The sequence below is a fragment of the Mycolicibacterium stellerae genome (assembly GCF_003719305.1).
In the GTDB taxonomy this organism is placed as follows: domain Bacteria; phylum Actinomycetota; class Actinomycetes; order Mycobacteriales; family Mycobacteriaceae; genus Mycobacterium; species Mycobacterium stellerae.
Window position 1 is genome coordinate 1 of sequence record NZ_RARC01000040.1, and the last position, 26,928, is coordinate 26,928.

A 26,928-nucleotide genomic window follows, 5' to 3' on the forward strand; every position below is an offset into this window, starting at 1 on the left:
AAGATGGGGATAAGAGACAGGGGAGTACCGAGCTGCGCGCCAGCTCCTCGATCTGACCGATGGCGTTGTCCAGGCTGCCCGACGGCAGGCCGGCGATGATCTGTGCCCGCTCCGAAGGGCGCATGTCGTTGACATTGAGCATGCGGCAGTTGAGGTTGCCGTTGGATTGCCCGGCGCTGATGAGCGACAGGTCATTTCGTTCGTTCAGACAACCAAGGAGGTAAGGCTCCTGGAGCTGGTATCCGAGAAAGGAACCCTGAACACCGCGCATGATCGACACCGTGCCGTCGTGTTGGGTGACGTAGTAGTTGTTGCGGACGATCTCCCTGCCGACGGCCAGCCCGGCCAGCACCACGAGGATCAGCAACGCCGCGGCGATCAGCATTTTGCGGCGTGAGCGCGGGCGGCGAGGAATCTCTTCCGGTTGCGCGACAACACGTTTGGCTTCGGTACGCCGGGGGTTGAAGGCAGAAGCGCGTCCCGCAGCGGTATCTGGCGGGGCAACCTGGTCGTCGTCCCCTGACACCGCGCCCGCCAGGATCGGCTGGGTCTGCCCGTAGTCGTAGTCGATGACGTCGGCGACGACCACCGTGACGTTGTCGGGTCCGCCGCCGCGCAGCGCGAGTTCGATGAGCCGGTCGGCGCTTTCGGCAACATCCGGTATCTGCAGGGCGTCGAGGATCGTGTCATGGCTGACCGGGTCGGACAGCCCGTCAGAGCACAGCAGGTAACGGTCCCCGGCACGGGCCTCGCGCACGATCAGCGTGGGTTCGACTTCGTGCCCGGTGAGCGCCCTCATGATCAGCGACCGTTGCGGGTGGCTGTGCGCCTCCTCCGCGGTGATCCGGCCCTCGTCGACCAGCGTCTGGACGAAGGTGTCGTCCTTGGTGATCTGGGCCAGCTCACCGTCGCGCAGCATGTAGCCGCGAGAGTCACCGATGTGCACCAGTCCAAGTCTGTTGCCGTCGAACAGGATTGCGGTGAGCGTGGTGCCCATGCCCTCGAGTTCGGGATCGGCCTCGACATGTGCAGCGATCGCCGAGTTACCTTCCCTGACCGCGCCGTCGAGCTTGGAGAGCAGGTCGCCACCTGGCTCGTCGTCGTCGAGATGCGCCAGCGCGGCGATCACCAGTTGGGAGGCCACCTCGCCTGCCGCATGACCGCCCATGCCGTCGGCCAGCGCCAGCAGGCGCGCGCCCGCGTATACCGAGTCCTCGTTGTTGGCCCGGACCAGGCCGCGGTCGCTGCGCGCCGCGTAACGAAGAACGAGGGTCACATTGCTCCTCGCGTGCGCGGGGTCATGGGCGCAGCTCGATCACCGTTTTGCCGATTCGAACCGGCGTGCCTAATGGAACACGTACCGCCGTAGTCACCTTCGCCCTGTCAAGGTATGTGCCGTTGGTCGATCCTAGGTCTTCGACGTACCATTCCGAACCCCGTTGCGACAGCCGGGCGTGCCGCGTCGACGCATAATCGTCGGTCAGCACCAGAGTGGAGTCGTCGGCGCGGCCGATCAGCACCGGTTGCCCGCCGAGTGTGATGCGGGTGCCCGACAGCGCGCCGTCGGTCACTACGAGGGTGCGGGCGGTGTGACGTTTCTGCCGCGACGGCAGCAGCGAACCGCGCAACGCGAGTCCGCGCCGGACCATCACCGCGCCGGTCGGCGCGTAGATGTCGGTGCGCAGGATCCGCAACACCGACCAGATGAAGAGCCAGAGCAACAACAGGAATCCGACGCGCGTCAGCTGCAGCACTAATCCCTGCATCTGACGTCCTCTCCGTGCCCGCCCCTCGGCAACGTCACGATACTTGGACAGCCAGCGGAGTGAAGGGGAAGCAGAGAGCTTGTCCCCGTGCTGCGACCGGCCGTGCCCGTCAGTGGACGCGGACGATGATCTCGGAGTGCCCGAGTCGTATCACGTCGCCGTCGGCCAACTGCCACTCCTGCACCGGCGCGTTGTTCACGGTGGTGCCGTTGGTGGAGTTGAGATCGGCCAACAGCGCGACCTGGCCGTCCCACCGGATCTCGAGATGTCGACGGGAGACGCCGGTGTCTGGCAGCCGGAACTGAGCGTCCTGGCCGCGTCCGATCACGTTGGCACCCTCGCGCAGCTGATAGGTCCGGCCGCTGCCGTCGTCGAGCTGAAGGGTGATGTTGGCACCGCCGGCGGGATAGTCACCCTGCCCGTAGCCGCCGTAGCCTCCGGCAGGCGCAGCGGGGGGTTGACCGTAGTCGTACCCACCGGGAGCGGGCTCGCCGTAGCCCGGGTCGGCGTAGCCGCCGGCAGCAGGCGGCTCACCGTAGCGGCCGTAGTCGGGCTGGGCGTACTCCTGGCGGCCGTACTGCTGACCGCCGTAGCCCGGATCCTGATAGGCGCCACCCTGGTCAGGGTAGCCGCCGCCCTGCTCGGGGTAGCCGCCCTGGTCGGGATAGCCGGCAGGCGGGCGGCCGTAGTCGTCCGGTCGCGGTGGGGACGCAGGCGGAGCTGACGGTGGACGGCCGTAGTCGCCGCCGTAATCGCCGGCGGGCGCACCTGGCGGCGGGTAGCCACCTGGCGCAGGCCGGTAGCCGCCCTGGTCGGGGTAGCCGCCACCAGGCGGCGGGCCGTAACCGGCAGGCGGGCGCTGCTCGTACTGCTGCGGTGGGTAGCCGCCCTGGTCGGGGTAGCCACCTTGCTCGGGGTAGCCGCCCTGTTCGGGGTAGCCGGGCCGCTGGCCGTAGCCGGGGTCGCCCTGCTGGGGCGGATAGCCCCGCGGGTCCGGCGGCGGGTACTGGCCGCGGGGCTCCTGGCCGCCTTCCCGCTCCTCGGGGCGCCCGTACCGGTCGTCGTAATAGTCGTCGGGCCGCCCCTGTCCCTGGCCTCCGCGGTAATTCGGGTTGTCGGTCATCGGTTGTACTCCTGGTTCTGCGGTGTACGCGCGGTCTGGTTGTACTGGGGCGGGTTCGCCGGTGGTGGAGTCGGGGTTGACGGCACCACGAGCGCGAAATTGTCCGGTGTGCAGGTTCGCTGACTGCTCGAACCTAACGACCACATCACCATACGTTTGCCACCCCTGCTCATGGATGTAACCCTCCAAGTGCCGGGCAAAAGTGGCCGATGTCAGGTCCGGGTCAGCGCTCACCTTCTGAAAGTCGGCCACGCTGAGGGTAATGACGTACTCGTTCGGCGCCAAAATCCTGCCACCCGCCAATTCCCGCACACCGGAGCCGGCTTCTTTGTGCAGCATGGACTCGACCTCTTGCGGCACAATCGATCCGCCGAACACCCGCGCGAAGGCGTCGCCCACGGTCGACTCAAGCTTGCGCTCGATGCGGTCGACAAGACCCATCCAATCGCCTGCCTCACTCGCCGTCGTCGGTCACTTCCGATCAGATGCCCGGTCACCCGCGTGTCGTGTAACCACACCTGTCACATTGCATGGTATCGGCACCGCACACCGATGCGGGACCAACAGAACTCTGAGAATCGTCCAGGTGCTGGTGGCGGGCCTCTGGGCCGAATCGGTACGGTTGGGGATCGGGGATGCTTATTTGATAGGCTCCCCCGGTTGTTGGGGCGAGTGGCGGAATGGCAGACGCGCTGGCTTCAGGTGCCAGTGTCCTTCGGGACGTGGGGGTTCAAGTCCCCCTTCGCCCACAATGTGATGAGTCGGGTCATGGGTTACCCATGACCCGCGTGATCGGCGACAGGTTGCCCCGATTCGTCAAAGCCCTTCGGCCGTGTCCTTTCGGTTTGACGCCGATGCAGTCGGCGAATCCGTCAGGGAGGGGTCTGATGCCACCCTTGCGATTTCAGGGAGAAGCAAGCGCCGTGCGTCGGGTTCGGTGACCAGCTGTCGGGACACGTCGGTCAGGTGCTTGTTGTGATCTCGGGCGTAACGGCGGAGCAGCGTGAATGCTTCGTCGAGGGGCAGATCGAAATGCTCATGCAGAAATCCCGTGGCCTGGTCGACGACAATCCGGCTGACCAAGGCGTTCCGTAGCGGGGACAGGACGGTCTGAGCAGTGGGTGCCCGTTCCTGCAGGATCGCGACACAGGCGACGTGGGCCAGGGTTCGGCCGACGAGCAGGTCAGCGCTGTTGAGTTTTCCGACGTTTGTCCCGAATAGGCCCAGGGCACCCAGCACCGTGCTGGCCGCGCGAATGGGCACCGCGTGAATCGAGGCAAAGCCGGCTTCGGTCGCGGCCGCCGCGAACCGTGGCCATCGTTGGTGTTCGGACTGCAGGTCGACCACCGAGATCGGTTGCCCGCTGGCGTAGCTGTCCAGGCACGGTCCTTCGTGGGACTGCAGCTGGAACAACTCCAGGTCGCGGGTCTTTCGGGTGGTTGCGGCCATCAGGTGGAGCCGGCTGCGGGGGTCGGCGAGCAGCAGCCCCGCCGATGCGATGTCGAGGAGGGCAGCACATTGCTCGGTCAGTTGGATGAGCAGGTCAACGACGTCGAAGTCGTCGAGGAGGGTGTCGACCAGGGAAACCACCGCGTCCAGGACATGGGTTTCACGCGGGAGCTCAGCCATTAGTCGGCCTCCAGTTCGAGTCGGTGGGCAAGGATGTCGAGGGCGATGTCGGTGGCGCTACGACCGGTGACGTAGGCGTGCGCGCGGAGCCGCAGCAGAGCGGCCGCAGGCGCCACCTCGAGCTGTGCAACCAGGGCGCCGGTGGCCTGGCTGACCTCGGTGCGGGACAGGGTGTCCAGTTCGGCCCAGGCGTCGCTGTCGGGATCGGTGAGCGCGGTCTCCAGGTCGGTACCGACAAAGTCCAGGAACGGCAGCTGGGCGAGGTCGGCGGCGGCGAGCACGCCGGTCAGGTCATCGGCCGCTAACAGCCCGGGAAGATTCCGGAACAGGTCCAGTGCGCCGACAAACTGCCCGGCGATCACGATCGGCAGCGCGTAAACACCGCGGATCTCACGGGCAAGCAGCGCAGGGCGGTAAGCGGGCCACGACACCTCACGGGGGTCGGCCAGATCCAGGACGAAGATGGGGATGCGGTGGGCGACGGCATCAAGGCAGGGCCCTTCGCCGACGGTGAATTGCAGTTCGTCCAGTTCCCGCGCGGTGGTCCCGCTGGCGCCAAGGATGCCGATGTCGACGCCGTCGAAGATGAGTGAAATCGCGGCGGCGTCGACGTCGAACAGTGCGACGCACGCCTCACACAGCCGATCACCGGCCTGCGCGCCTCGTGCATCGCCCACGACCGCGAGTAGCTCCTCGAGCGCGGTCACGTTAGCCGTGCAACCCGCCGGCCCCGGGTGGAGGCGGGCCCACAATGGGCAAGAGGCGCCGTCATCGCCTCACTTTGCGCCCTTTGTGTCGCCGGCGGGGTCAGTTGAGCCGGCTTGCCCCACTCGAGATCGCCTTTTTGCGGTTGTCAGACCGCCCATCTCACTGATATGCCGCCGAGGTCGGCGTGTAATACCGTGGTCTGGTGGCCGGAGACTCGACATGGTGGCGGTATGTCGCGGCGGTGACCGGCAATGCGTCACAGAAAGACATCGCCGCCGCCACCGGTATCGATCAGTCCAGTATCTCCCGTTGGCAACGCGGTTCCCATTCCCCCGGCGCCGAAGCCGCGGTCGCCCTGGCGCGCGCCTACCGACATTCGCCCGTCGAAGCGCTGGTGGCGGCCGGTTACCTGTCCAGCAGCGAGCTGGTCGGGGTGGAACCAAGCCCTCTCACCAGGGACTTCACCGAGAGGTCGCTCGATGCATTGCTCAGCGAGATGAACGCATTGCTCGGCGAGGTCAAGAGGCGATCGGCAGCAGAAGTGCAGAAGAGCGACGACTGACCGGCGAAACCGGGACAACTCAGCTCTGTCACACGGAGTTGCGATAGGTGGTCGGGCTGACGCCGACTCGCTGCTTGAAGGTGGTGGCGAAATGGCTTGGGGTGGAGAATCCGACAGCCGCGCTGATCTCGGTCACGCTGGCCGTCGTACCGGTAAGCAGGGTCTTGGCCCGTCGGATGCGCTGTTCGATCAAGTATTGGTGGGGAGTCGTCCCGAAGGCCGCCGAGAAGGCGGACAGGAAACTGCTGGTGCTCATCCCGACGGCCTGCGCCAGCACGTCGAGGTCGATTCGGCTGTCCAACTCGGTCTCCAGGTAATCGATCACTACCTGTTGGTTGAGTCGATCGAGTTGGCGCCCACTGCCGCCAAGGTGTTGTGGCTTGGGCTGCGCCCCGTACTGGTCGGCGATGTGAAATTGCAGGGTCTCTGCAAGTGATTGTCGAAATAACGTCGCTGCCGCACCGTCCTGGTTTGCCTGGCCTGCAAGACGCTCGACGAGACGATGCAGCAGTGTGTCCTGGTAGCCCACCCGTGGCAGCAAGTCTTGTTCGCCGAGTTTGGTTGTGGGCACGATGATCTCGCAGAATCCGACCATGGCACCCTGCGCCAGCGCCGCGTAACGGTGCTCGGCGGGAATCACCCATACGTCGCCGATTCGCGGGAGACATCGGCCCGACGGGCCGCTCTCGAAGTCGATCTCCATCGACTTGAGGTCGCCACGGCGGTGCACGACGAATACATGATGTGGTTCCTGGAAGCACCAGTCGGTCGGAGCAGTAACCGTCTCCGCAACGAAGCGGAAGTCCAGACCTTGCAGGCTCATTCCTCGCTCAGACACAACGGCGCGGTCACTGCGCGGGCGCCGGCCGTCCCATACCTGCATGTCGCTTGCCCTCCGTACGTGCTTTTCGCAAGTGGCGACTTTTTCGAAGGTGTACAGAAGTAGCTCACGATACTGTTCCCGCCGCAAACTCACGGAGGAGGAATGGTGGCTGACAACACCATCACAGGCAAGAACGTTCTCATCGCCGGTGGGGCGAAGAACCTGGGCGGACTGATCTCTCGCGACCTCGCGGCGCAAGGTGCGCGAGCAGTCGCGGTGCATTACAACAGCGAGGCCACCCGCTCGGCTGCCGAAGAAACCGCGTCCGCCGTCTCGGCGGCGGGGGCGGCCGTACATCTGCTTCAGGCCGATTTGACCAGTGCAGCGGCGGTGAGCAAGTTGTTCGACGACGCCAAGGAAGCGATCGGACCGATCGACATCGCTATCAACACCACGGGGATGGTGATCAAGAAACCCCTTCGGGAGATCACCGAAGAGGACTACGACAAGATCTTCGCGGTCAACGCCAAGACCGCGCTGTTCTTTATTCAGCAAGCCGGCGAAAAGCTGTCGGATCGGGGCAAGATCGTCACTTTGGTGACATCGCTGCTGTCGGCGTTCACCGGCTTGTACTCGATCTACGCCGGCTCCAAGGCACCGGTCGAGCACTTCACCCGTGCGGCGTCCAAAGAGTTTGGCGAACGGGGTATTTCCGTCACCGCGGTAGCGCCGGGGCCGATGGAAACGCCGTTCTTCTACGGGCAGGAAACGAAAGATTCGGCCGAATACAATCAGAACGCAGCCGATCTATCGAAGTTCACCGCGACCGGGCTGACCGATCCGAAGGATATCGTTCCGCTGGTGCGGTTCCTGGTCAGTGACGGCTGGTGGATCACGGGCCAGACCATCCTCGCCAACGGCGGCTACACCACCCGATAGTGACAACGCCTCTGTTGACGGCGGCACGCAGGCGGGACACATCGCTGCGTTGAGCGCGGCGAGCTGATCGCCTCATGGTGGGGCCGCAGCGCCAGCACGGTCGTCGACCCAACCGGGACCGACTCGATACACGTCCTGTCGTCGTCGCGACCCGGCTGTCCCTGAAACGAAAGATGACCATGCCCCCTGTGCTGCACCCAGCGGTACGCACGCTGATCGACGCCGCCAACCTGGGTGACACCGAGGCCTTCCTGGACGCGTTCACCCCCTACGTCGGGATCGTGGACGACTGGGGACGCAGGTTCAACGGCCCTCGGGAAATCCAACGGTGGAGCGATAGCGAGTTCATCGGAAAGCGCGTCACGCTCAAGGTCGTTCACTTCTATTACACCGACGATGCCGAAGTCATCGTGATCGCTCAGGTCGGCGGCGACGGGTTCAACGGACCGAGCACCTTCACCTTCCGCATCGCCGACGACCGCGTCACCGAGATGCGAATCACCGCCTGACGCAACGAGTTCGCCGAGCAGCTGTAGTGCTCTATGCGTGTTGAAAGACGTAAGACCCCGCGGTGATCGCCTTGTCACCGTTGCCCTCGTCGTGCAGCAGGGCGCGTACGGCGATGGCGCCGTCGGCGCCGACAAGCGGCTGTGCCTCGACACGGAACGGTCCGACCTTCCCGCGGGCGAGGAACATCACGTGCGCCGACATGCCCTGCAGTTGATCGGTTCCCGCCGCGCCGCAGGCCACATCGAATGCGGCGGTTTCGAGGATGACGAACTGCGGCCCGATGTGAAGCGCTGCGTCGGGCGAGGCCACCTCCGCCGACAGCTCCGGCAGCACCCAGTGGCCGTCGGGTCTGCAGGCTCCGCCGAAGGCCTGCCACAGCGGCGGCAGGTCGGGGGAGTCGACCACCTCGAGGGGGACGTGCTCCATCTTCGTTAACCCTTCGGGGGGAACGCCGATGCTGACGCCCTGACCTTCGGTGAGCGCTAGGACCCGGCTCGGTTTGTCGGCGTCGACGATCGTCGATCGGCTGTAGGCCATCTGCCGTCCCTGCTTGAGCACCTCGGTTCTGACCTCGAAGCGCTTGATATCGCGTCCGGGGTCGAGCACCTGACAGGACCAGATGACGGGGTTGGGAACCGCCTCCAGATCGGAGACACCGCCGCTGTCCGGCGATGCGATGCCGAGTACGGCGAGCAGCAGGCCGCCGCTCGGATTGCGCATGTCGCGGCGCATCGTGACGGTTTCGTCGGCGACCCCGTTGTCCATCGATGCGTGAAAGCGGCCGATGTAGCGGTAGCTCAGCAGCCCACCCCAGCGCCTGCGGAGTTCGGCCGCGTACGCCTCCGGGTCGTTGGTCAGTTCGCGAATGTCTTTAAGAACTTTGGGTGCTCCTCTCGTCCGCGGGCGACCCGCTCAGCACACCGTGCAAAACGAGATCGGTCAACTCCCTGGCCGCGCGATCGGTGTTGGTCACGTGCCGCACGCACACCGCATACCAGGCGCCGCCGGCGATCATGTCCATCAGGATGTCGGCGCTGATCCCGCGTCGCGCCACCCCCGCAGCGGCCGCATCGTCAACCCTGCCCGCGAGCTGACTGCGGGCGGCCGCCTCCAGGCGATCGCTGATCATCCGGCGCAGCCCTCGGTCCGACCGAAGGTCGACCATCAGACCCGGAATCGCCTCGCGCACAGCCGGATCGCGGTACATCTGGACGGCGCCTGCGCAGAGGCGGGAGATCTCGGCGACGAAGTCGTCCTGGGGCGGTTCCTGGCCGAGGTCGGGGAAGACGGCTTCGTGCACCAGCTGGGCCTTCGATTTCCACCGGCGGTAGACGGCGGGCCTGCTCACGCCCGCGGTGGCAGCGATCAGGTCGATGGTCGTCGCCGAGTAGCCGCGCTCGACCAGCAGCGCCCGAGTCGCGGCAAGCACCGCCTCGTCGATCGCCGGATCGCGGCGCGATCCCTGTCGCCGGTGCCGCGAAGGCGCCGTGCCCCCGTTCACGATTCCGCTTCTCCCGTCGGCAGGTTGTCGATACAGTGTGTCACAACAAAGGTCCAATGGAGGTGGCGATGACCGCGGGAATGACCAAGCCGGTGGCCGCGACCGGTGAAGACGGCCGGCACCTATATACCTGCCCGCTGTGTGAAGCCATGTGCGGCTTGGAGATTCAGGTCAAGGGCGGCAAGGTCGCCGCGATCCGCGGCAACCGCGACGACACCTGGAGCCGTGGGCATATCTGTCCCAGGGGTGCGACGCTTGGCGCCCTGCACGAGGATCCCGACCGGATCCGGCGGCCGATGATCAAGGTCGACGGCCAATGGCAGGAGGTCAGCTGGGACGTCGCCTTCCGGCGCTGCACCGAACTGCTCGCCCCTGTCATCTCCGAGCACGGCATCGGCGCGGTGACGTGCTACACCGGCAACCCGCTGGCGCACTCGTTCTCGCTCGGCCGCTACACCGGTGTGCTGCTCGGGATGTCGGGCATCCCGCTCAGCTACTCGCCCGGCACCGTCGACCAGTGGCCCAAGAACCTGTCGTCGCATCTGATGTACGGCGGCTGGTGGAGCTTCCCCGTGCCCGACATCGAACGCACCGACCTGCTCGTCGTGATGGGCGCCAACCCGGCCGCATCGCAGGGGTCGTTGCTCGCCGCGCCCGACGTGATGGGCATCATCGATGGAATCCGCAAGCGCGGCAAGGTGATTGTGATCGACCCGGTGCGCACCGCGACCGCGGCGCGGGCCGACGAGTGGCTGCCGATCACGCCAGGCACCGATGCCGCTCTGCTGTTGGCCGTCGCCCACACGCTGTTCGCCGAGAACCTCGTCGACCTCGGGAATCTCGCGCTGCACGTCGACGGCCTGGACCGGCTGCGCGAAGTGGCCGCCGACTGGCCACCTGAACGGGTCGCGGCCGCCACCAGCATCGACTCCGAGCGCATCCGCGAACTGGCGCGTGAACTCGCCGCCACGCCGCGCGCGGTCGTCTACGGCCGGATCGGCACCTGCAACCAGGAATTCGGCAGCCTGGCCAGCTGGCTCGTCGACGTCGTCAACATCCTGTCCGGCCACTTCGACGTCGAGGGCGGTGCCATGTTCCCCCGGGCAGCCGCGTGGTCGGTCACGGTGCAGCCGATACCCGGGCTCGAGGACGGCGCCCCGGAGTTCGGGCGCTTCCGCACCCGTGTCCGCGGCGCCAAGGAAGTGCTGGGCCAGGTGCCGGTGTCGTGTCTCGCCGAGGAGATCGCCACCCCGGGCGAAGGTCAGATCCGGGCGCTGATCACCGTCGCGGGAAACCCGGTGCTGTCCACCCCGGCAGGCCACAAGCTCGACGAGGTGCTGCCGACACTGGATGCGATGATCGCCGTCGACCTGTGGCTCAACGAAACCACCCGGCACGCCGATGTGATCCTGCCGGGATCGTCGCCGCTGGAGCAGCCACATCACGACGACCTGATCCTCAACTTCGCGATCAACAGCATCGCCAACTACTCGGCGCCGGTCTTCGCCCGACCGGATCGCGACGCACCGCAGGAGTGGGAGATCCTGATCCGGCTGACCGGCCTGTGCACCGGCGTGCCCGCCGAAGACGTCGATGTCGCCGCGATCGACGACGGCTTCTTCGACTACATGGCCTACACAAAGGGACTCGATGGTGCCGAGATCCGCAACCTCTACAAGCTCGGCGGACCCGAGCGGATCCTCGACTTCACGCTGCGCACCGGGCCGTTCGGTGACCAGTACGGGAAGTACCCCGACGGGGTGACCCTCGAGAAGTTGAAGGCAAACCCCAACGGCATCAACTTCGGCCCGATGATCCCGCAGGTGCCCGATGTGCTCGGCACATCCGACGGCAAGATCCGGCTGGCACCGCAGTACCTGCTCGACGACCTGCCCCGGCTGGCCGCGCGCCTCGAGCGGCCGGCCGACGAACTGGTTCTGGTGAGCCGACGCCATCTGCGGTCCAACAACTCGTGGCTGCACAATGTGGGGCCGCTGATGAAGGGCAAGGACCGCTGCACCCTGCTGATGCACGACGACGACGCCAAGCGTCGCGAGGTGCAGACCGGCGACCTGGTCACGGTCACGTCGTCGGGCGGCCACATCGACGTGCCGGTCGAGGTGACCGACGCGATCATGCCCGGCGTGGTGTCGATGCCGCACGGCTGGGGCCACGGCAAGGAAGGCACCCGGATGGCCGTCGCGAACGGCTCGCCCGGGGTCAACACGAATGTGCTGTCGCCGCCGACGTTCATCGACGAACCATCCGGCAACGGGGCGCTCAACGGCATCCCGGTGACGGTCAACCCGGTGCGGACCTGAAAGTATTCGATCGTGGGTAAGAACGAGCGGTCGAAAATCGTCATGTCCGACGGGGAAATCGTCGAATTCATCGAGCGAAGTCGCACGGCGACGATGGCCACCGTGCTGCCGGACGGCCGGCCGCACCTGGTCGCGATGTGGTACGCCGTCGTCGACGGCGAGATCTGGTTCGAGACCAAGGCGAAATCGCAGAAGGCGGTCAACCTGCGCCGCGATCCGACCATCACGGTGATGATCGAGGACGGCCAGAGCTACGACACCCTGCGCGGGGTCTCCATTGACGGGCGCGCCGAGATAATCGACGACCCGGAAACCAATCTGCGTGTTGGGAAAAGCGTCTGGGAGCGCTACACCGGCCCCTACACCGACGAGATGCGTCCGTTCGTCGACGCGATGATGCACAACCGGATCTGTGTGCGGGTGGTGCCCGGCCGGTTGCGTAGCTGGGATCACCGCAAGCTCGGTATGGATCCGATGCCGATCGGCGGCAGCACCGCCCAGTACCTAGGTTGATGGCAATGGACGCAGACAAGAAGCCCAAGCAACTGAACGCGCCGTTCGTGAAGACGGTGATGCGCTACGCGGGTCGCGCGCACGCCTGGGTGTACCGCAAAAGCGGCGGCAAGATCGGCGGCAACTGGCGCGTCGGCGCGGGAGCCAAGAAACCGGTGCCGACGCTGCTGCTCGAACACAAGGGCCGCAAGTCCGGCAAGCTGTTCGCCTCGCCGCTGGTCTACATCAATGACGGCGATGACGTGATCATCGTGGCGTCGATGGGCGGTCGCGACGAGAACCCGCAGTGGTACCACAACCTGGTCGCCGATCCTGATGTGCACATCGAGATCGGGCGCGACCGGCGGGCGGTGCACGCGGTGGTCGCGAGCCCGCAGGAGAAGGAGCGGCTCTGGCCGAAACTGGTCGAGGCCTACGCCGATTTCGATGCCTACAAATCGTGGACCGACCGCGACATCCCGGTCTTTATCCTGAAGCCGCGCTAACGGCGGCTGGGCGGTCGAAAGCCGGGGTTGGCCAGACCCGTGGCCACACCGGTGCCGATCGCGCCGAGGTGATCGAACATCGTCGCCGTTCCGGTGGCCACTCCTGCGTGGCTGTGGTGCGTCAGCCCCGCCAGACCGATGTACTCACCGTCGGGTAGCCGACTCAGGGTGAGCGTGTAGTCGGCGTTGATGTAGTTCAAACCGCTTGCGCTGGAATGGGTTAGCGAGCTTGTCACGTCGCCGGCCATGGCCGCGCGGACGAACGGAGTAATGGACTCGCCGCTGACCAGCGGGATGACGTCGCGCACCCACGCGAATTTCTGCCCGCCGTGGCGCCACTCGCTGAGATCGTTGCTAGGTGCGGTCAACTCCGAGTTGGTGCTGTAGGCCCACAGTTCCATGGTGAAGTCACCCGACAGATCGACCGGCTGACCGGGCGGCGGCGGCATCTCGATCGGCATCGTCCACGCCGAGTCGGGAGGTTGTTCGCCGCGGCGCAGGAACAACCCGCTGGCCCGGGCGACGACGGTGTCGTTCTGTCGCATCGTCGCGTCCACCAGCCGAATTCGTCTGCCCTCCCGTTCGACGTTGGTGTCCACCCGCACCGGGTCGGCAAGCGCGACCGGCCGCAGCAGATCGACGGTCAGCCGCGCGGGCTGCAATTCGGGGTCGCCGCCCGCGCGTTCGATGGCCCGCCCGAGCAGGCCGCCGATGTAGGTACCGCTGATCGTCGAACCCCACGGCCCCCGCGCGAGCGGGGTCGGCACCAGCACGTCACCGTCGACGTTGAAGAACGCCTGGCCATGATTCGTCATCGCCACAGACGATAGCTGGCCTAATCGTCAGCCTTAATCGTCGACGATGTCGGAGTATTCGTCGTGCTTCTGGAGGTAGGCGGCGACCATCGGGCACGTGGCCTTGATCCGTAGGCCGGCGTCTCGGGTGTTCTGTAGTGCCTCGCCGATGAGAATCGTTGCCAGGCCGCGTCCTTCGTAGTTCTTGTCGACCTCGGTGTGGGTGAAGACCCGCTTCTCGCCGCGATCGAGGTACTCGGCCCTGCCGACCGTCTTTCCCTCGACGGCGATCGTGAAGCGATCCGGTTCGGCGGTGACGGCGGTGGGTGCGCCGGTCTTGTCTGTCGGGCTCATGTGATCCTTTCTGAGTTCGGGTTCGGCCGGGGGCGCAGCGTGGCGTTCGGAAGCGGTGGTGCGGGTAGCCGGTCGACGGCGCCGCGGTAGCCGTCGACGGCGCCGAACCGGGCGTCGCGCGCCTGCCACAGCCGGCGGTACTCGGCGATGTCGTCGTGCCTGCGGCCGACGAAGTTCCACCACATCACCAGCTCCTCGCCGAACGGCGGGCCACCAAGCAGAATCGCGCGGGTCGACGCGTCACCCGGATTGTGCAGCGACAGGACATTGCAGCCGATCCCCTGGAACGCGAGGTCGGCGACATCGAGCGTTGTGCCGGCTGTCTCGAGGCCGCCCTGGTCGAGCAGCACGCCGTGTTCGAAGGACGGGTCTATGTCGAGGTCAACCCGTGCGCCGGGTTCGAGGTCGACCTGCGCGCCGAGCAGCGGCGTGAACGTGTGCACGGGCGACCGGCTACCCGCCAGTTCGCCGAGGAACACGCGCAGCACGGCACCCGGCACGGCGACGGGTTGCGGCGCGTAGTGCGCGAAGTCGCGGCCGGTGTCGCGATCGGCGTCGGGTAGCGCCACCCACAGCTGCACCCCGTGCAGGACCGTCGTCGCGGCGGTGGAGACCTCCGAATGACAGATGCCCGCCCCCGCCGTCATCAGGTTCAGTTCACCCGGCCGCACCATGGCATGCACGCCGGCGCTGTCGCGATGGGTGACCTCACCCTGGAACAGCCAGCTGACGGTCTGCAGCCCGGTGTGCGGGTGTGGCGGCACGTCCATACCGACGCCATCGCGGACGTCATGTGGCCCGTAGTGGTCAGCGAAACACCACGCCCCGACCAGCGACCGCTCCCGCTGCGGCAAGGTGCGCCGCACGCGGATGGCGCGTGGGCCACCCAACGGGACTTCTCTTGGATGCAGCAGACCGGTGAATGCCGATGCCGCGCAAGCCACTTCGGCCGGGGCGATGTCGGTATTGCTCACCTTGTCACAGTAACGCTATCCCGTCATCGCCGAGCGGATCACGTCGAGGTCGTGGTCGTCGATCCGAAAGACCCCGAACCGAAACTTGTATCCCCAGCGCTTCTTGTCCTCGATGAAGTCGAGCTGCTCGATCAGGGGCTTGATCGGCGTCTCGGCACAGAACAGGAAGTCGACGTTGCGCCGCCACGGTCCGACGTCGTCGGACGCCGCCGCCTGATAGGGCTCGTCGTCGGCGACCTGCCCGATGGCGGTGAAGGCCTGCAACGGGTCGCCGTCGGGGTGGACGGTGCGCGGCGAGTAGAAGACGATCCAGTCGCCCCGCACCATCTTGCGCAACATGTTCGGCTTACCGTGGTTCGCCTGTGTGAAACGGCCGCGGACACCGCGTTCGACGTGGTCGCGGCTGACCGTATTGATCCAGTTCGTCATGACCGCACGCTAAGTCGCGGGCCCGACAACCCGGGCCGTTCGATAGCCGGCCTGTGGATAACTCGGCCCTGCCAGAATGTCGCGATGGCCTCCAATGACAGCGACATCTACGATCGGCTGCGCGCGCTCGAGCAGCTTGTGCGGCATCTCTACAAACAGACGGGCGTGCCGATGCCCGATCCGCAGGCGCTCGCCACCACCGAAGTGTCCGATCATGTGCGGCAGCTCGTCGCCTCGGGCAACAAAATGGCAGCGATGAAGGCATACCGCGACGAGACGAACGTCGATCTGCGGACGGCCGCGCAGGTCATCGACTCGCTCTACGGCGGCTAGAACGGGCTGCTATTGGATTGCCGCCGCGCATCCTCGGGGCGAGGTCCGTATTTGGCGATGTAAGCGTCGTGGTAGCTGGCGTTCTTTTCGCGCGCGATGTCGTCCAGGATCTTGGGGTCAAGGCCGTGCTGGGCGAGCCGGTGGCGGCGCCACACCTTGTTCAGCGCCAGCGCCATCAACAACGCCCAGATGTAGATCGGCGCCGTCATCTCCGTATGTACGTACAGCGACGCAGGCAGCAGCCAGAACGGTGCGAGCACCAGCAGCGGCGGGATCGCATAGCGGAGCATGTGCCTTCGGATCGCCCCAGGCCCGGTGAGGTCGTTGCGCACCCAGTCCCGCAGGCCATCGGGAAGCCTGCGGCCGAAGACATAGCCGATGTACTGGGCCGGGTTCGGACGGTTCATGCGCGTTCTCCTTCGAGGGCGCCTGCCGCGAGCGCGGCGGCGTTGATTCGGGTCAGCACCGAATGGACGTGTTCGAGCTCGTCGAGCCCCACCCCGAGCCGTTCGATCACTGCGGGCGGAATCTTGAGGGCCTTGCGCCGCAGGTTCAGGCCGGCCTTGGTGAGTTGCACGTCGGTGGCCCTTTCGTCGGAGGCCGACCGGGTGCGGGTGATCAGGCCCAGCGCCTCGAGGCGTTTCAGCATCGGCGACAGGGTCGCCGAATCCAGCTGCAGCGAGCCGGCGATCTCCTTGACCGACAACGGTGTGCCACTATTGCTGCCGCGGTGGTGGTCCCACAGTGCCAACATCACGAGGTATTGCGGGTGGGTCAGCCCCAGCGGCTCGAGCAGCGGCCGGTACACCGCGAGCACGGCCCTGTTGGTGGCGGCAAGGGCGAAGCAGACCTGGCGTTCGAGCGCCAGCGGGTCGACTTCCTGGGCCACGACGGGCATAACTGCAATGTACCCTAATAGTTAGGGTGCTAACTAGTTGGTGACGAAGCTCACCGCGGCGTTTAGCATCAGCGCCATGACCGACTGGCTGACGGCGAACGAGGTGCGCGAAACGACTTTCGGCAAGCCGCCGTGGGGTAAACGCGGCTACAACGAAGACGAGGTCGACGATTTCATCACCCATGTCGTCGCGCGGCTGGAGGGCCGCGGTGGTCTGACCGCCGACGACGTCCACAACGTGGCGTTCTCCAAACCGTCGTTCGGTAAGCGCGGCTACAACGAAGCCGAGGTCGACGCGTTTCTCGAGACAGTCGAGGCCACGATCGCCGGGCTGGACCGCCGGGCATGAGCGGCCCGATTCGCGCCGACCATGCCGAGATGGTGCGTCGACGCGCGTTGACGCAGGACGCCGCGCGCCCCGAAGCCGTTGAACGCAGGCACGCCTCCAACGGCCGCACGGCCCGCGAGAACATCGACGACCTCGTCGACCCCGGCTCGTTCGTCGAATACGGCCGGTTCGCCATCGCCGCCCAGCGGTTCCGCCGCGAGCTCGATGACCTGATCGCGCGCACTCCCGCCGACGGGCTGGTGGCGGGCACTGCGCGCATCAACGGCGACCTCTTCGGTGCGCAGCGCAGCGCCTGCGCGGTGTTGTCCTACGACTACACCGTCTTGGCGGGCACCCAGGGCTATCTCGGGCACCGCAAAAAGGACCGGCTGTTCGAGCTGATCGAGCGGATGCGGTTGCCGACCGTCTTCTTCGCCGAGGGCGGCGGCGGCCGGCCGGGCGACACCGACTTTCCGACGGTGTCGTCGCTCGAGACGCGCGCCTTCAAGCTGTGGGCGCTGCTGTCGGGCGTGGTGCCGCGGATCGCGATCGTCAAGGGCCGCTGCTTTGCAGGCAACGCGGTCATCGCGGGCACCTCCGACCTGATCGTGGCGACAAGGGACGCGTCGATCGGGATGGGCGGGCCGGCCATGATCGCAGGTGGCGGCCTCGGCGACGTCCACCCCGACGAGGTCGGCCCGATCTCGGTGCAGGAGCCCAACGGCGTGGTCGACGTCGTCGTGGCCGACGAGGCCGAGGCGGTCGCTGTCACCAAGCGGCTGCTCGGCATCTTCCAGGGATCGATATCTCCTGGCGATGGTGGCGACCAAACCCCTTTGCGCACAATGATTCCCGAGCGTGACCGGCGCGCATATGACGTCGGCCCGGTCATTACGACGTTGGCGGACAACGGTTCGGTGACGTTTCTGCGGCCGCGTTTCGCCCGCGAGATGGTCACCGCGTTCGCGCGGATCGAAGGCCGGGCGGTCGGGGTGATCGCCAACGACACCCGGTACATGGCAGGGGCGATCACCGCAGCCGCGGCCGACAAGGCGGCCCGGTTCCTGCAGCTGTGCGACTGCTTCGGGATTCCCGTGCTGTCGCTCATCGACTGCCCGGGCTACATGGTCGGCCCGGCCGCCGAGGGCGAGGCGCTGGTGCGCCGTGCGTCCCGAATGCTCGTCGCGGGCGCGGCCATGCGGGTACCGCTGGTGGCAATCGTGCTGCGCCGCGGCTACGGCCTTGGCGCACAGGCGATGACGGGTGGCAGCCTGCACGAGCCGGTGCTCACCGTGGCGTGGCCCGGAGCGCACCTTGGCCCGATGGGGCTCGAAGGTGCGGTGCGGCTGGGCCTGCGCAAGGAGCTGGAGGCGATCGCCGACGACGACGAACGCGAAGAGCGCGTCCGGCAGGCAACGGCTGCCGCGCAGGAGAATGCCAAGGCGCTCAACGCCGCCCAGATGTTCGAGATCGATGACGTCATCGACCCGGCCGACACCAGAAGGATCATCGCCGAGACGCTGACGGCAGCGACGGCACATGCCGAGCCCACCGCGCCGCGCAGGTTCGTCGACACCTGGTGAAGAAGGGTGGACGGTGCCGCCATAGCGCCTCACGGCAAGTGGTCGCTCGAGGCGACGGTTATTCAGGTGGTACCCGGGGCATGTCCGGCACCGTCCGACTGTCTAACGGCGTCGGCCGCCCGGCTATTCCGAGACTGATTATTCAGTTGATCGACAGGGCCGCAGCAATGGCACGGCGCATGTCGTCGTCGTTGACGATCAGATCGGTGTCGGCGGCCTGGGCCAGAAGTTGCGGTGGCGTACTGCTGAGCCGACGGGCCCGCTCGTGCTTGCAGTGCACGATGACCTTGCGCGCGAACCGGCCGTTGCCGGCGGTGTCAAGTGCGGTGCCCTGCTCGATGGGGGTGTCGCGCAGCCTGGCGGCTTCGGCGCGGAGTAGCGGCCACGCGGTGTCGGCGATCACGAGCTTCTCCTTGCCCGCGATCAGCTGCCCGATCGCCACGATCTCGTCGGGCGTGTAGCTGGTGAACGAAAGGGTCAGGTGGAAGCGCGACGCCAAACCGGGATTGGCCTGCATGAACCGCCGCATCTCCTTCGGATAGCCTGCGACGATCACCACCAGCCGGTCGCGGAAGTCCTCCATGTACTTCAGCAGGGTGTTGATCGCGTCCTTGCCGAACGAGTGACCCTCGTGCTCGGGCGCCAGCCGGTACGCCTCGTCGATGAAAAGCACACCGCCCAAGGCGGATTCGCACACTTCTTTCATCCTGGCCGCGGTCTGGGAGATGTATCCGACGACGAGATCCTCTTCGGTGACCTCCACGACGGTCGGGTGGTCGATCTTGCCGAGCCCGAACAGGATCTCAGCGGCGATACGGGCGAACGACGTCTTCGCCGTACCGGGCGGACCCTCGAGCACCATGTGGTTCTCGTTCGTCATCGACGTCTCCTCGCCCCTGTCGGCGAGGATCTGGTCGATCTGGATCTCGGTGCGCCACACCGTGATCTGTTCCTTCGGGCCCGTCAGACCGATCAACTCGTCCAGCTTGCGCTGCGCCTGCGCGAGTACCTCGTCCTTCTGCTGCTCCAGAGCCTCGGCCGCGCGTTGCGCCTTGGACGTCTCGGTGCTGGGATCCCAGGGGTCGGTGCGGGTGGCGATGGTGTCCGAGTCGGTGACGATCAGTCGGTAGCCCGGGTTTGACAGTGCCTGCGAGGCGGCGTCGAGCAGTACGCCGTTGTTGGTCGCCTGCTCGAACGACGCTCGCGCGGCGTCCTCCTGACCCAGTTCGCGCAGACACCATCCCCTGGTCAGGGCGGCGTCCGCGGCGATGTACTGGTTCTTCGTCGCGATGGTGTTGGCGCGATCCAGCGCGGTTTGAAACTGCCCGATGCTGGCGGCCGCCGCCGCGGCAAGCGTGTCGACCGCAGCGGTGAGGTCGTCGACGACGTGGGTGGCGTGCGCGGGCGGCGACTTGGCGGCGATCCTCAGCACGTCCGGCCACCGTTGGGCCAAGTGGTTGGCGGCCGCGCCGACGAACTGAGCCCACTGTGCGGCCATCGCATCGCCGGTGACGACGGGATCTTCGAGCACGTCGACCGCCTCGGCGAAGCGCCGGTCGGCAATCAGGGCGGTGGCGTACGCCAGCGCGATCGTCGAGCGTGACCAGACAGGCATCGTGACGTACAGCGGCGCGTCGAGCCTGGCGTGCAGATCGCCGTCGACCAACCCGATCCGCCGGGTCTCCCGGTACAGCGACCGCGAATTGCGGTGCGCCGCCTCGAGCACGTCGATGGCGTGATCCCCGCAGGCGATCCTGCCGAGCCAGGCGTCCGACATCGTCGGCTGCGCGGCAGTGACCGCGACGAAGCCGGTCAACGCGCCGCGAGCGTCGCCGGCCTTGAAGCGTTCGATCGCGGTGTCGAACGAGCGGCGCTGATCGGTCGGGGCAGTCATAAATTGCTCCTCGCGTCCGCAGTCATCAATTGCTCCTCGCGTCCGCAGTCACAGAGTGCTCCTATGCGGTCTGGCCCGCGGCGCCCAGGAAGGGCTGCTCGGCTTTGAAGGTGGCGATCTGGACATCGGTGGTGAACGCCGAGGTGGCGATGCGGACCGTCGACGCCGATACCTGGGTGAACGACAGATCCGGCGTCGGTGTGTTGCGATCGGCCTCACCGATCGTGATCACCGACGACGCCAAACCGGCTGGCGGCGGCCCGCCGGCCCGGTCACTGACGATGATCGATGGCACGAACTCCGGGGGATGTCTGCGATCGACCACCGCGATCAACGGCTGCTCGAGCTGGCGCCACCTGGCGGGCTTGTCGGTGTAGATCGCGATCCGCTCGCCGACCGCCGCCGCCCGAACCAGCAGCTGGCAGGCGTACTGCATGCCGGTGTGCAACGCGATGCGGGTGGCCTGATCCGGATCGGTCAACGACAGCAGCAACAGGTCGCCGCGCTGAGTGGTGCCGACGAGCACACCCGATGAGCCGACCGGCAGCTCGAGCGGTGAGCTGTCCAACGGCCGGGCAGGCACCGCGTCGAACCGGCGCGGCAGCGGGGCAGACCGTGTCGCGGCGGGGCCCTGATGACCGGGCAGCGGGTTGAGGTACAGCGTGGGCGGCCTCGTCGGCGCCTGCGGGTCGTTGACCCGCACGATCGCCGACACCCAGGCGCGGCCCTCCGTCGGCCCTCGGTTCTTGGTCAGCGAAATCGTCTGCACGACACCGTCCGAACGCAGCGCCCACATCTGGTTGAGCGTGTTGGTGGTGATGTCCTCGGGGGAGAAGTAGTAGGACGTCAGATAGCCGGGATGAGCCTCGATCGACTTCCACAATTCGGTGGGAGCCACCGGAGTCGGGATGCGTACACCCACGGGTGTGTTGTCGGGCTCGGCTTCGGCGGGCACCACAGCAAGGCTTGCCCCCAGCTCGACGAGCGCGGCGTCGACATCCTTGGCGGTCAACGGTTTTGCCCGGACACCGCGCTGCAGCAGCGCATTGATAATCCGCTCGGTCGCCGCTGCCGCGGCCGCGCCGACCGTCGAGCGATATGCAAGTCCGCTCACCGAGTTGGCCACGTCGAGTCGCACCACCAGGTACGTTCGGCGCTGCCCCGCGGCGGGGCGGTCGGCCAGCAGGGTGGAATACAGCGGCGGGTAGCCGATGCCGCGGCGTACCCGCAGGCCGCTCGACACCACGTCGACACCCGACAACCGGATGCCGCCCGGCTGATCGAGCAGATCGGTCAACGCCTCAAGCGGCAGCCGGTTGGGGGTCAGCGCAGTCGCCGATCCGGTCAGAAGCGTCGGCGAGTAAGCCTGGCCGGTCACCTCGACCATCGTGATCGCTTCACCGTCCAACCTGTCCGGGACCCGAACGCCGTAAAGCGAAGCGCCGTGTGGGATGTCGACCGACGCGGCAAGGGATTCGAAGCGGCGACGACGTCGCCACCAGCGAACCCGGTCGACGAACCACGTGACGACGTTGCGCCGGTACACCGTGACCATCAGCAGCGCGATCGCCACCACCGCCGTCGCAGCGGTGGGCCACCACGACGCCCGTGCCGGCGGGAAAACCACGATCGCGGCGAGCACCGCGACTTCGACAGCGACCACCACGGGAATGGTGGCGTTGATGCCAAGCGTGCGCGCCTTCATGACCGCCTCCGCCGAACCGCCGCAGCCGCGGCGACCACCGCGGCCAACCCGGCCACGACCGCGGCACCGATCAGCGCGGTGTGCCGCGGTCGCAGATCGGGGGGTGGCGGCGGGGTCGGCACATGCAGCAACTTGGTCAGATGCTCGGGCGGCAGCCGATCGCCGGGTGGCACGTCGAATGTCAGCGCGGCGACCGGATCGACGACGCCGTAGCCGACCTTGTTGTCGACGCCGCGCGGCGGGTTGTGCGCGGTCTCGGTGATTCGCCGGATGATCTGGTGGGCGGACAGTTGCGGGTACTTGGCCCGCACCAGCGCCGCCACCCCAGAGGTGTATGCCGTGGCGAAGCTGGTGCCGGACAACGGAACCGCCTTGCCCGGGTCCCGCCCGGGCAGCGCGTTTATCGGTGCGCCGTTGACGCTCGACAAGCCCATCACCTCCAGGCCGGGCGCTGCGACACCGACCCACGGACCCGCGATGCTCTGCGGCAGCGGCTGCCCGTCAGGGGATACCGCACCGACCGCGAGGACGTAGTCGGAGAACCAGGCCGGCGTGACGATGGTGGATACGTCCTGCCAGTCGCGGGGGTCCTCGGCCCGCAGTGGGTTGAACAGGGGGTTCTGTCCGCACGACGAGCCTTCGCCCTCGTTGCCCGCGGCGGCCACGATGACGATGTCCTTGTCGACCGCGGCGTAACGAATGGCGGCACCGAGCGCGGCCTGATCGATCGGCTGCGCGGCGTTGATGCACGCCGTCACCGAGATGTTCATCACCCTGACCCCGAGGTTCGCAAGGTGCACGACGGCACGGGCGAGCGTCGCGATGTCGCCTGCCTTGCGGCGGATCTCCTCGTTGTCGCCGGGTTGCGGTCGCGCAGGCCCGAACGCGGATGACGACTGACGCACCGAGATCAGCGTGGCATCCGGGGCGACACCGACGACACCGTCGGGGCTGCCCGGTGGTGGTCCCGGCACCGGCGGCACCTCACCTCCGCCGGGCCCGGCCGCGGGAGCGACGGGCTCTTCGGGGGGAGGAGGCGCCTCTTCGGGCGGCGGCGGTGCCGGCGGGGGCGGAGCGGTGACCGTGACCGTGCTCGGCTTCGGCGGGGCAGGTGGCGGGGTCGTCGGAAACGGCGACGCCGGAACGTCGGGAGGCGGAGGCGCGGCCTCTACGCCGGGGGGCATCGGAGGTGGCTTTGCGGCCGGGTCGGACGGTTGCGCGGCGATGATCGACGCGACGACGGTGCCGTGCGAGTCGCAGTCGAACAACCCGCCGTTCTCGTCACCCATCACATAGTCGCCGCCGGGAAACAGCGCGGGGAGGCGCGGATTCGGGGTGACGCCGGTGTCGATGAGCCCGACCGTCACACCCGCGCCGGTGGAATATTTCCACGCCTTGGAGACGTCCAGCATGACGTTGCCCGGTGCGGCCTGGGTGACGTCGGGGTTCGCCACGGTCAACGGGTCGGCGCAGGTGTTCTGCTGCTTCATCTCCTGATCGGGACCGGGTGTGTCGTCCGGCGGCAGGGCGGCAGGATCGACGCCGGGTGGCTCGATGGCCACCGCCGCCGCGGGCATCATCACGTTGGCGCCAAGCAGCAGGACAGCCACTGCCGCCGCAGATGTGCTCCGCGCTGCGCGGGTCGGTCGATCCATCAGTGATAGCGGATGTATTGCAGGATTCCGAGCGCCCACGCTGCGAACGGAATCACCAGGGCCAACAGGATGTATTCGGTGTACTCGACGATCTTGCGCACCGGCGGCGAGAACACCCGTGGCGGCACCACGGTCGCGGCCACCAGGCCAAGGGCCGCGATGCCAAGAGCCGCGCCGGCAGCGAGCAGCGTCGCGGACGTGTCGTTGGCCGCGGACTGCAGTCCGTACTTGGCGGCGGCCCCGATCAGCGCGGCAACCGCAATGGCGACCAGGATGATCGCGTGCCTTCGGTCGCGAAATGCCCTGGCGCGCAAGATCAGAATGGCGGCAACCGCTCCAAGCACCACCAGCTGTGCCCACTCCCGCTCGCCGTGGGGTGTCACCGCAACCCACGACGCGGGCACGGCGACGGCGGCGACGCCGAGCAGCACCCCGGTCAACACGGTGTTGGATTTGCGTGCCGCGGCCGCCACCTGCGCGCCGGAGAGCGTGACATCCGACGGCGGGCCTTCCTCGACCGGCGACACCGTGTCTTCGGGCTGGCCGGGAGCACGCGCGAAGATGTCGCGGCCCGTGATCGAACCGAACGTCTGCCGGGGGACATTCGCCATCCGCAGTGCGATTGTCGGCGCGGCGCTCACCGCGACCAGGACCGCGACCAATATGGCAACCGCGATCCGTGGCCCCGGCACGTCCCAGTACATCCGCACAAGGGCAACCACGGCGGCGCCGAAGCCTGCCGTGATGATCGCCGCGGCCGCCGTCCAGTAGCGCCCGGAGAACCGCACCAGCAGCCAGACTCCCGCCAGCGTGGTGGCGGCGGCCAGAAACGCGTGCGGCGCACCGGGGGAACCGCCTGGCGGAATGGTCGCCGCGGCCAATCCCGCAGTGACGAGCGCCGCCCACGCCGCGCCGTCGGTGACGACTCGGCCCGCGCCGACTCGCGCACCGATCGCGACGGTCAGCAGCAGACCGATCGCCACGGCCGCAAACAGGATCGGCACCAACAGCGCGCTCTCGTGAGCCCAGCGCAACCGCCACGCCAGCATGCTCGCCACACCGAGCGCACCGCCGATGATCACAACGGCGACCGTCAAGGCGGTCGCAGCGGTGACCCGGACGAAGTGCTCGGAGGCGTATTGTGCCAGCGCCGTCGAAACGTTCTCCACCACCGGCCCGTAGCGTTCGGCCTTGCCTGCGGGTACCAGCGCCAACACGTCGCCGTCGGCGATGTTGTGACCGGCGAGCGAGACGTCCGACGCCAACGCCGACATCCCCGCCGCTCGCGCGAATTCATAAGCGGCTGGAGGCAATTCGGTGGCGCCGCGGCCGCGCAGCACTTTGTTGATCGCGATCACCGTCGGATCGACCAAGGTGTTGAGCGGAGCAGCCGACGGCAACACGAGATCGATCTGGTGGGAATCGCCCGCCAGTATCGACACCCGGCACGACGGCGGTACCTCGACTCCAGTCGCGGTGCGGGTGGCCGGGCTGGGTGCCGGTTCGCGAACAGTCGTCACCGGCGGTCCCGCGGTCCGTCGGTGGTGGATGCGAAGTGCTCGGCGATCGCCGCGGTGACCTCGATGAAGCGTCGCCTTGTCAACGGCGACATCTCTGAGGTCACGTCGATCACCCCGCCGGGCCGCAGGTGCGAGTCGAACGGAACTTCGACGACGACCTGACCGCGACTGGCGAACTGCTGCACGAGGATCGAGCGGGTGCGCTTGTCGGCGTGACCGTCGGAGTCGTTGAGCACCACCACGGTGCGATGCAGTAACCCGGTGTAGCCGCGGTTGGCCAACCACTCCATCGTCTGGCCGGCCGCCGAGGCGCCGTCCACCCACGGCGAGGACACCACGATCAACGCGTCGAGGTCGCGCAGTACCTCCTGGGCGATCGCGGAGTCCATCGTCGAGCCGCAGTCCACGATCGAAATGGTGAAGTGCCTGTCCAGCCGTGCGGTGGCCTCGCGATAGATCGCCGGGTCGAGCACCCGGCGCCGCGCCGTGCTGGATTCACCGGCGAGCACGAACAGTCCCGCGGAGTTGTTGCCCACGCGACTGCGAACGTCGGCGAAGGTGTCGAGGTGTTCGTCGGCCGCCAGTTCCCAGTACGAGCCCGCCGCGTTCGGATCGATGCGGCTGCCGAGCTTGCCGAACGCGGTGTCGGCGTCGATGGCCACCACGCGGTCGTCCTGGCGCAGCTCGGCGAAGATCGAGCCGACGCTGGCCGCGACCGTCGTCTTTCCGACACCGCCCTTGCCGAACACGCCGATCTTGTAATGCCCGCGCAGCAGCGAACGGATCTTGAGCTCGAGGTCGGCCAGACGCTGTTCGTCGGGTGACGGACCGAGATTGATCAGCCCAAATGTGCCGCGATAGATGAAGCGCCGCCAGCCTTTTCGCGGCGGCACCTTCTTGGACGGCACCAATTCGCTTGTGCGGATGCTGTCGACGTAGGAGTAGCCGGTCGACGGCGGCGCTGCAGCGGGGGCGGCGGCCCAGTTCGGTGACGACGACGACTGCGACGACCAGTCCTGACCGGCCGGACGCGGGGAGCGGTCGCGCGGCGGCTCCTGCTGCCAGCCAGGCGATCCGGGACGGCCAGAAGCGGTATTGCCCCTCCCGTCCGCACCGGTCGGCGGTATCACCCGGGTGGACTCGGCCGGCGTCTCCTCCCGTGGCCTGCCTTCGGGGCGGGCGCCGGTGCCTGGCTCTCCGCCGGGCGCGGGTGGCGCGCTCGGGTCGGTCGGACGCGGCGGCGGCCCATGCCGGAAACCGCCTGGCGGTATGCGCTGAGGTCCCGTGTGAGCCCGGCCGGGATCTGCGGTCCACCGCGGGCGGCGATCATCGCCGGGTCGGCCCGGCTCCGCCGGCCTGCGGACGGCGTCCTCGCCCGGCCGGGGCGCGTCGCCCTCGGGGCCGCTATGCCGCGGTCCGTCGTTGATCCCGTTGCGCGTGGAAGTGTCATCCGGCCCCGCCTGCCGAGGCGGCTCGGGCGGGCGGTTCGCGGGCTCATCGCCGGAATCCGATGGCGGTGAGAGGTGTTCCCGCAAGAAGTCGTCGCGTTCGGTCACGGCGTGAATCCTGACTGCGCGTCCA

General features: G+C 67.3%; 28 protein-coding genes and 1 tRNA gene. 10 read left to right on the plus strand and 19 right to left on the minus strand.

The window, feature by feature from the left end; genetic code table 11:
• The 3 genes from D6M19_RS30675 to D6M19_RS30685 form a co-directional block, all read right to left on the minus strand.
• A partial coding sequence (locus D6M19_RS30675; RefSeq protein ID WP_164478776.1) for a PP2C family protein-serine/threonine phosphatase occupies positions 1-1,276 on the minus strand: 1,276 nt, incomplete at its 3' end.
• A gap of 22 nt (positions 1,277-1,298) precedes the next feature.
• Complete coding sequence (locus tag D6M19_RS30680; protein ID WP_123029072.1) at positions 1,299-1,766, minus strand: FHA domain-containing protein FhaB/FipA; 468 nt, start codon at positions 1,764-1,766, stop codon at positions 1,299-1,301.
• A gap of 109 nt (positions 1,767-1,875) precedes the next feature.
• Positions 1,876-3,330, minus strand: a complete 1,455-nt coding sequence (locus D6M19_RS30685; RefSeq protein WP_123029073.1) for an FHA domain-containing protein — start codon at positions 3,328-3,330, stop codon at positions 1,876-1,878.
• A gap of 225 nt (positions 3,331-3,555) precedes the next feature.
• Between D6M19_RS30685 and D6M19_RS30690 the strand changes: the two genes are divergently transcribed.
• Positions 3,556-3,638 (plus strand) — tRNA-Leu (locus D6M19_RS30690).
• 67 nt (positions 3,639-3,705) lie between these two features.
• Here the strand turns inward: D6M19_RS30690 and D6M19_RS30695 are convergent.
• Both D6M19_RS30695 and D6M19_RS30700 read right to left on the minus strand, forming a co-directional pair.
• Positions 3,706-4,518, minus strand: a complete 813-nt coding sequence (locus tag D6M19_RS30695) for a GAF and ANTAR domain-containing protein (RefSeq protein WP_123029074.1) — start codon at positions 4,516-4,518, stop codon at positions 3,706-3,708.
• Positions 4,518-5,225: a GAF and ANTAR domain-containing protein gene (locus D6M19_RS30700; protein ID WP_123029075.1), complete on the minus strand. Its 708-nt coding sequence runs from the start codon at positions 5,223-5,225 to the stop codon at positions 4,518-4,520. Before D6M19_RS30700 ends, D6M19_RS30695 begins: the two co-directional genes overlap by 1 nt.
• 203 nt (positions 5,226-5,428) lie before the next feature.
• Here D6M19_RS30700 and D6M19_RS30705 point away from each other — a divergent pair, with 203 nt between their 5' ends.
• Positions 5,429-5,788, plus strand: coding sequence for a helix-turn-helix domain-containing protein (locus D6M19_RS30705; RefSeq protein WP_164478777.1), 360 nt, complete (start codon positions 5,429-5,431; stop codon positions 5,786-5,788).
• 28 nt (positions 5,789-5,816) lie between these two features.
• On the opposite strand, the gene D6M19_RS30710 is transcribed toward D6M19_RS30705, so the two are convergent.
• Positions 5,817-6,611 (minus strand): helix-turn-helix domain-containing protein, encoded by a 795-nt coding sequence (locus D6M19_RS30710; protein WP_234835126.1) that lies wholly within the window; start codon positions 6,609-6,611, stop codon positions 5,817-5,819.
• Positions 6,612-6,776: 165 nt separating this feature from the next.
• On the opposite strand from D6M19_RS30710, the gene D6M19_RS30715 reads away from it, so the two are divergent.
• Positions 6,777-7,550 carry an SDR family oxidoreductase gene (locus tag D6M19_RS30715; protein ID WP_123029118.1) on the plus strand — a complete coding sequence of 258 codons (774 nt, stop codon included), beginning with the start codon at positions 6,777-6,779 and terminating at the stop codon, positions 7,548-7,550.
• A gap of 173 nt (positions 7,551-7,723) precedes the next feature.
• Complete coding sequence (locus D6M19_RS30720) at positions 7,724-8,059, plus strand: nuclear transport factor 2 family protein (RefSeq protein ID WP_123029119.1); 336 nt, start codon at positions 7,724-7,726, stop codon at positions 8,057-8,059.
• A 31-nt stretch (positions 8,060-8,090) separates the two neighbouring features.
• Here the strand turns inward: D6M19_RS30720 and D6M19_RS30725 are convergent, their stop codons facing one another.
• Both D6M19_RS30725 and D6M19_RS30730 read right to left on the minus strand, forming a co-directional pair.
• Positions 8,091-8,825 (minus strand): hypothetical protein, encoded by a 735-nt coding sequence (locus D6M19_RS30725; protein WP_234835127.1) that lies wholly within the window; start codon positions 8,823-8,825, stop codon positions 8,091-8,093.
• A 106-nt stretch (positions 8,826-8,931) separates the two neighbouring features.
• On the minus strand, positions 8,932-9,561 hold the full coding sequence (locus tag D6M19_RS30730) for a TetR/AcrR family transcriptional regulator (RefSeq protein ID WP_123029079.1): 630 nt from the start codon (positions 9,559-9,561) through the stop codon (positions 8,932-8,934).
• Between the two features lie 68 nt (positions 9,562-9,629).
• On the opposite strand from D6M19_RS30730, the gene D6M19_RS30735 reads away from it, so the two are divergent.
• From D6M19_RS30735 to D6M19_RS30745, 3 genes are read left to right on the plus strand one after another with little or no spacing between them, the layout of a single operon-like run.
• Positions 9,630-11,882 (plus strand): molybdopterin-dependent oxidoreductase, encoded by a 2,253-nt coding sequence (locus tag D6M19_RS30735; protein WP_268812347.1) that lies wholly within the window; start codon positions 9,630-9,632, stop codon positions 11,880-11,882.
• Between the two features lie 12 nt (positions 11,883-11,894).
• Positions 11,895-12,395, plus strand: a complete 501-nt coding sequence (locus D6M19_RS30740; RefSeq protein ID WP_123029080.1) for a pyridoxamine 5'-phosphate oxidase family protein — start codon at positions 11,895-11,897, stop codon at positions 12,393-12,395.
• A gap of 5 nt (positions 12,396-12,400) precedes the next feature.
• Positions 12,401-12,880 (plus strand): nitroreductase family deazaflavin-dependent oxidoreductase, encoded by a 480-nt coding sequence (locus D6M19_RS30745; protein ID WP_123029121.1) that lies wholly within the window; start codon positions 12,401-12,403, stop codon positions 12,878-12,880.
• Here the strand turns inward: D6M19_RS30745 and D6M19_RS30750 are convergent.
• From D6M19_RS30750 to D6M19_RS30765, 4 genes are read right to left on the minus strand one after another with little or no spacing between them, the layout of a single operon-like run.
• On the minus strand, positions 12,877-13,695 hold the full coding sequence (locus D6M19_RS30750) for a thioesterase family protein (RefSeq protein ID WP_123029122.1): 819 nt from the start codon (positions 13,693-13,695) through the stop codon (positions 12,877-12,879). The two genes, D6M19_RS30745 and D6M19_RS30750, sit on opposite strands and share 4 nt — an antisense overlap.
• 33 nt (positions 13,696-13,728) lie before the next feature.
• Complete coding sequence (locus tag D6M19_RS30755; protein ID WP_123029081.1) at positions 13,729-14,028, minus strand: GNAT family N-acetyltransferase; 300 nt, start codon at positions 14,026-14,028, stop codon at positions 13,729-13,731.
• Positions 14,025-15,002, minus strand: coding sequence for a pirin family protein (locus D6M19_RS30760; protein WP_123029082.1), 978 nt, complete (start codon positions 15,000-15,002; stop codon positions 14,025-14,027). Before D6M19_RS30760 ends, D6M19_RS30755 begins: the two co-directional genes overlap by 4 nt.
• A gap of 15 nt (positions 15,003-15,017) precedes the next feature.
• A complete protein-coding gene (locus tag D6M19_RS30765) occupies positions 15,018-15,431 on the minus strand; it encodes an EVE domain-containing protein (protein WP_123029083.1) in 414 nt (137 codons plus the stop codon).
• 84 nt (positions 15,432-15,515) lie between these two features.
• Between D6M19_RS30765 and D6M19_RS30770 the strand changes: the two genes are divergently transcribed.
• Complete coding sequence (locus D6M19_RS30770) at positions 15,516-15,764, plus strand: hypothetical protein (protein ID WP_123029084.1); 249 nt, start codon at positions 15,516-15,518, stop codon at positions 15,762-15,764.
• On the opposite strand, the gene D6M19_RS30775 is transcribed toward D6M19_RS30770, so the two are convergent.
• The gene (locus D6M19_RS30775; protein ID WP_123029085.1) at positions 15,761-16,171 is read right to left on the minus strand and encodes a DUF5313 domain-containing protein; all 411 of its coding nucleotides are present in this window, start codon (positions 16,169-16,171) and stop codon (positions 15,761-15,763) included. The genes D6M19_RS30770 and D6M19_RS30775 overlap by 4 nt on opposite strands.
• Positions 16,168-16,662 (minus strand): MarR family winged helix-turn-helix transcriptional regulator, encoded by a 495-nt coding sequence (locus D6M19_RS30780; protein ID WP_123029086.1) that lies wholly within the window; start codon positions 16,660-16,662, stop codon positions 16,168-16,170. The genes D6M19_RS30775 and D6M19_RS30780 overlap by 4 nt, the downstream gene beginning before the upstream one ends.
• Positions 16,663-16,738: 76 nt before the next feature.
• Between D6M19_RS30780 and D6M19_RS35195 the strand changes: the two genes are divergently transcribed.
• Together D6M19_RS35195 and D6M19_RS30790 are read left to right on the plus strand one after the other, a co-directional pair.
• Entirely contained in the window at positions 16,739-17,011 is a 273-nt protein-coding gene (locus D6M19_RS35195; RefSeq protein ID WP_123029123.1) for a DivIVA domain-containing protein, read from the plus strand.
• Complete coding sequence (locus D6M19_RS30790; RefSeq protein ID WP_123029087.1) at positions 17,008-18,573, plus strand: acyl-CoA carboxylase subunit beta; 1,566 nt, start codon at positions 17,008-17,010, stop codon at positions 18,571-18,573. Before D6M19_RS35195 ends, D6M19_RS30790 begins: the two co-directional genes overlap by 4 nt.
• A 142-nt stretch (positions 18,574-18,715) precedes the next feature.
• On the opposite strand, the gene D6M19_RS30795 is transcribed toward D6M19_RS30790, so the two are convergent.
• The 5 genes from D6M19_RS30795 to D6M19_RS30815 form a co-directional block, all read right to left on the minus strand.
• The gene (locus tag D6M19_RS30795) at positions 18,716-20,467 is read right to left on the minus strand and encodes an AAA family ATPase (RefSeq protein ID WP_123029088.1); all 1,752 of its coding nucleotides are present in this window, start codon (positions 20,465-20,467) and stop codon (positions 18,716-18,718) included.
• A gap of 61 nt (positions 20,468-20,528) precedes the next feature.
• A complete protein-coding gene (gene eccE / locus D6M19_RS30800; protein ID WP_123029089.1) occupies positions 20,529-22,172 on the minus strand; it encodes a type VII secretion protein EccE in 1,644 nt (547 codons plus the stop codon).
• Entirely contained in the window at positions 22,169-23,827 is a 1,659-nt protein-coding gene (gene mycP, locus D6M19_RS30805; protein ID WP_123029090.1) for a type VII secretion-associated serine protease mycosin, read from the minus strand. Before mycP ends, eccE begins: the two co-directional genes overlap by 4 nt.
• The gene (gene eccD / locus D6M19_RS30810; protein ID WP_123029091.1) at positions 23,827-25,347 is read right to left on the minus strand and encodes a type VII secretion integral membrane protein EccD; all 1,521 of its coding nucleotides are present in this window, start codon (positions 25,345-25,347) and stop codon (positions 23,827-23,829) included. Before eccD ends, mycP begins: the two co-directional genes overlap by 1 nt.
• Positions 25,344-26,903, minus strand: coding sequence for a MinD/ParA family ATP-binding protein (locus tag D6M19_RS30815; RefSeq protein WP_234835128.1), 1,560 nt, complete (start codon positions 26,901-26,903; stop codon positions 25,344-25,346). The genes eccD and D6M19_RS30815 overlap by 4 nt, the downstream gene beginning before the upstream one ends.
• Positions 26,904-26,928 lie beyond the last annotated feature (25 nt).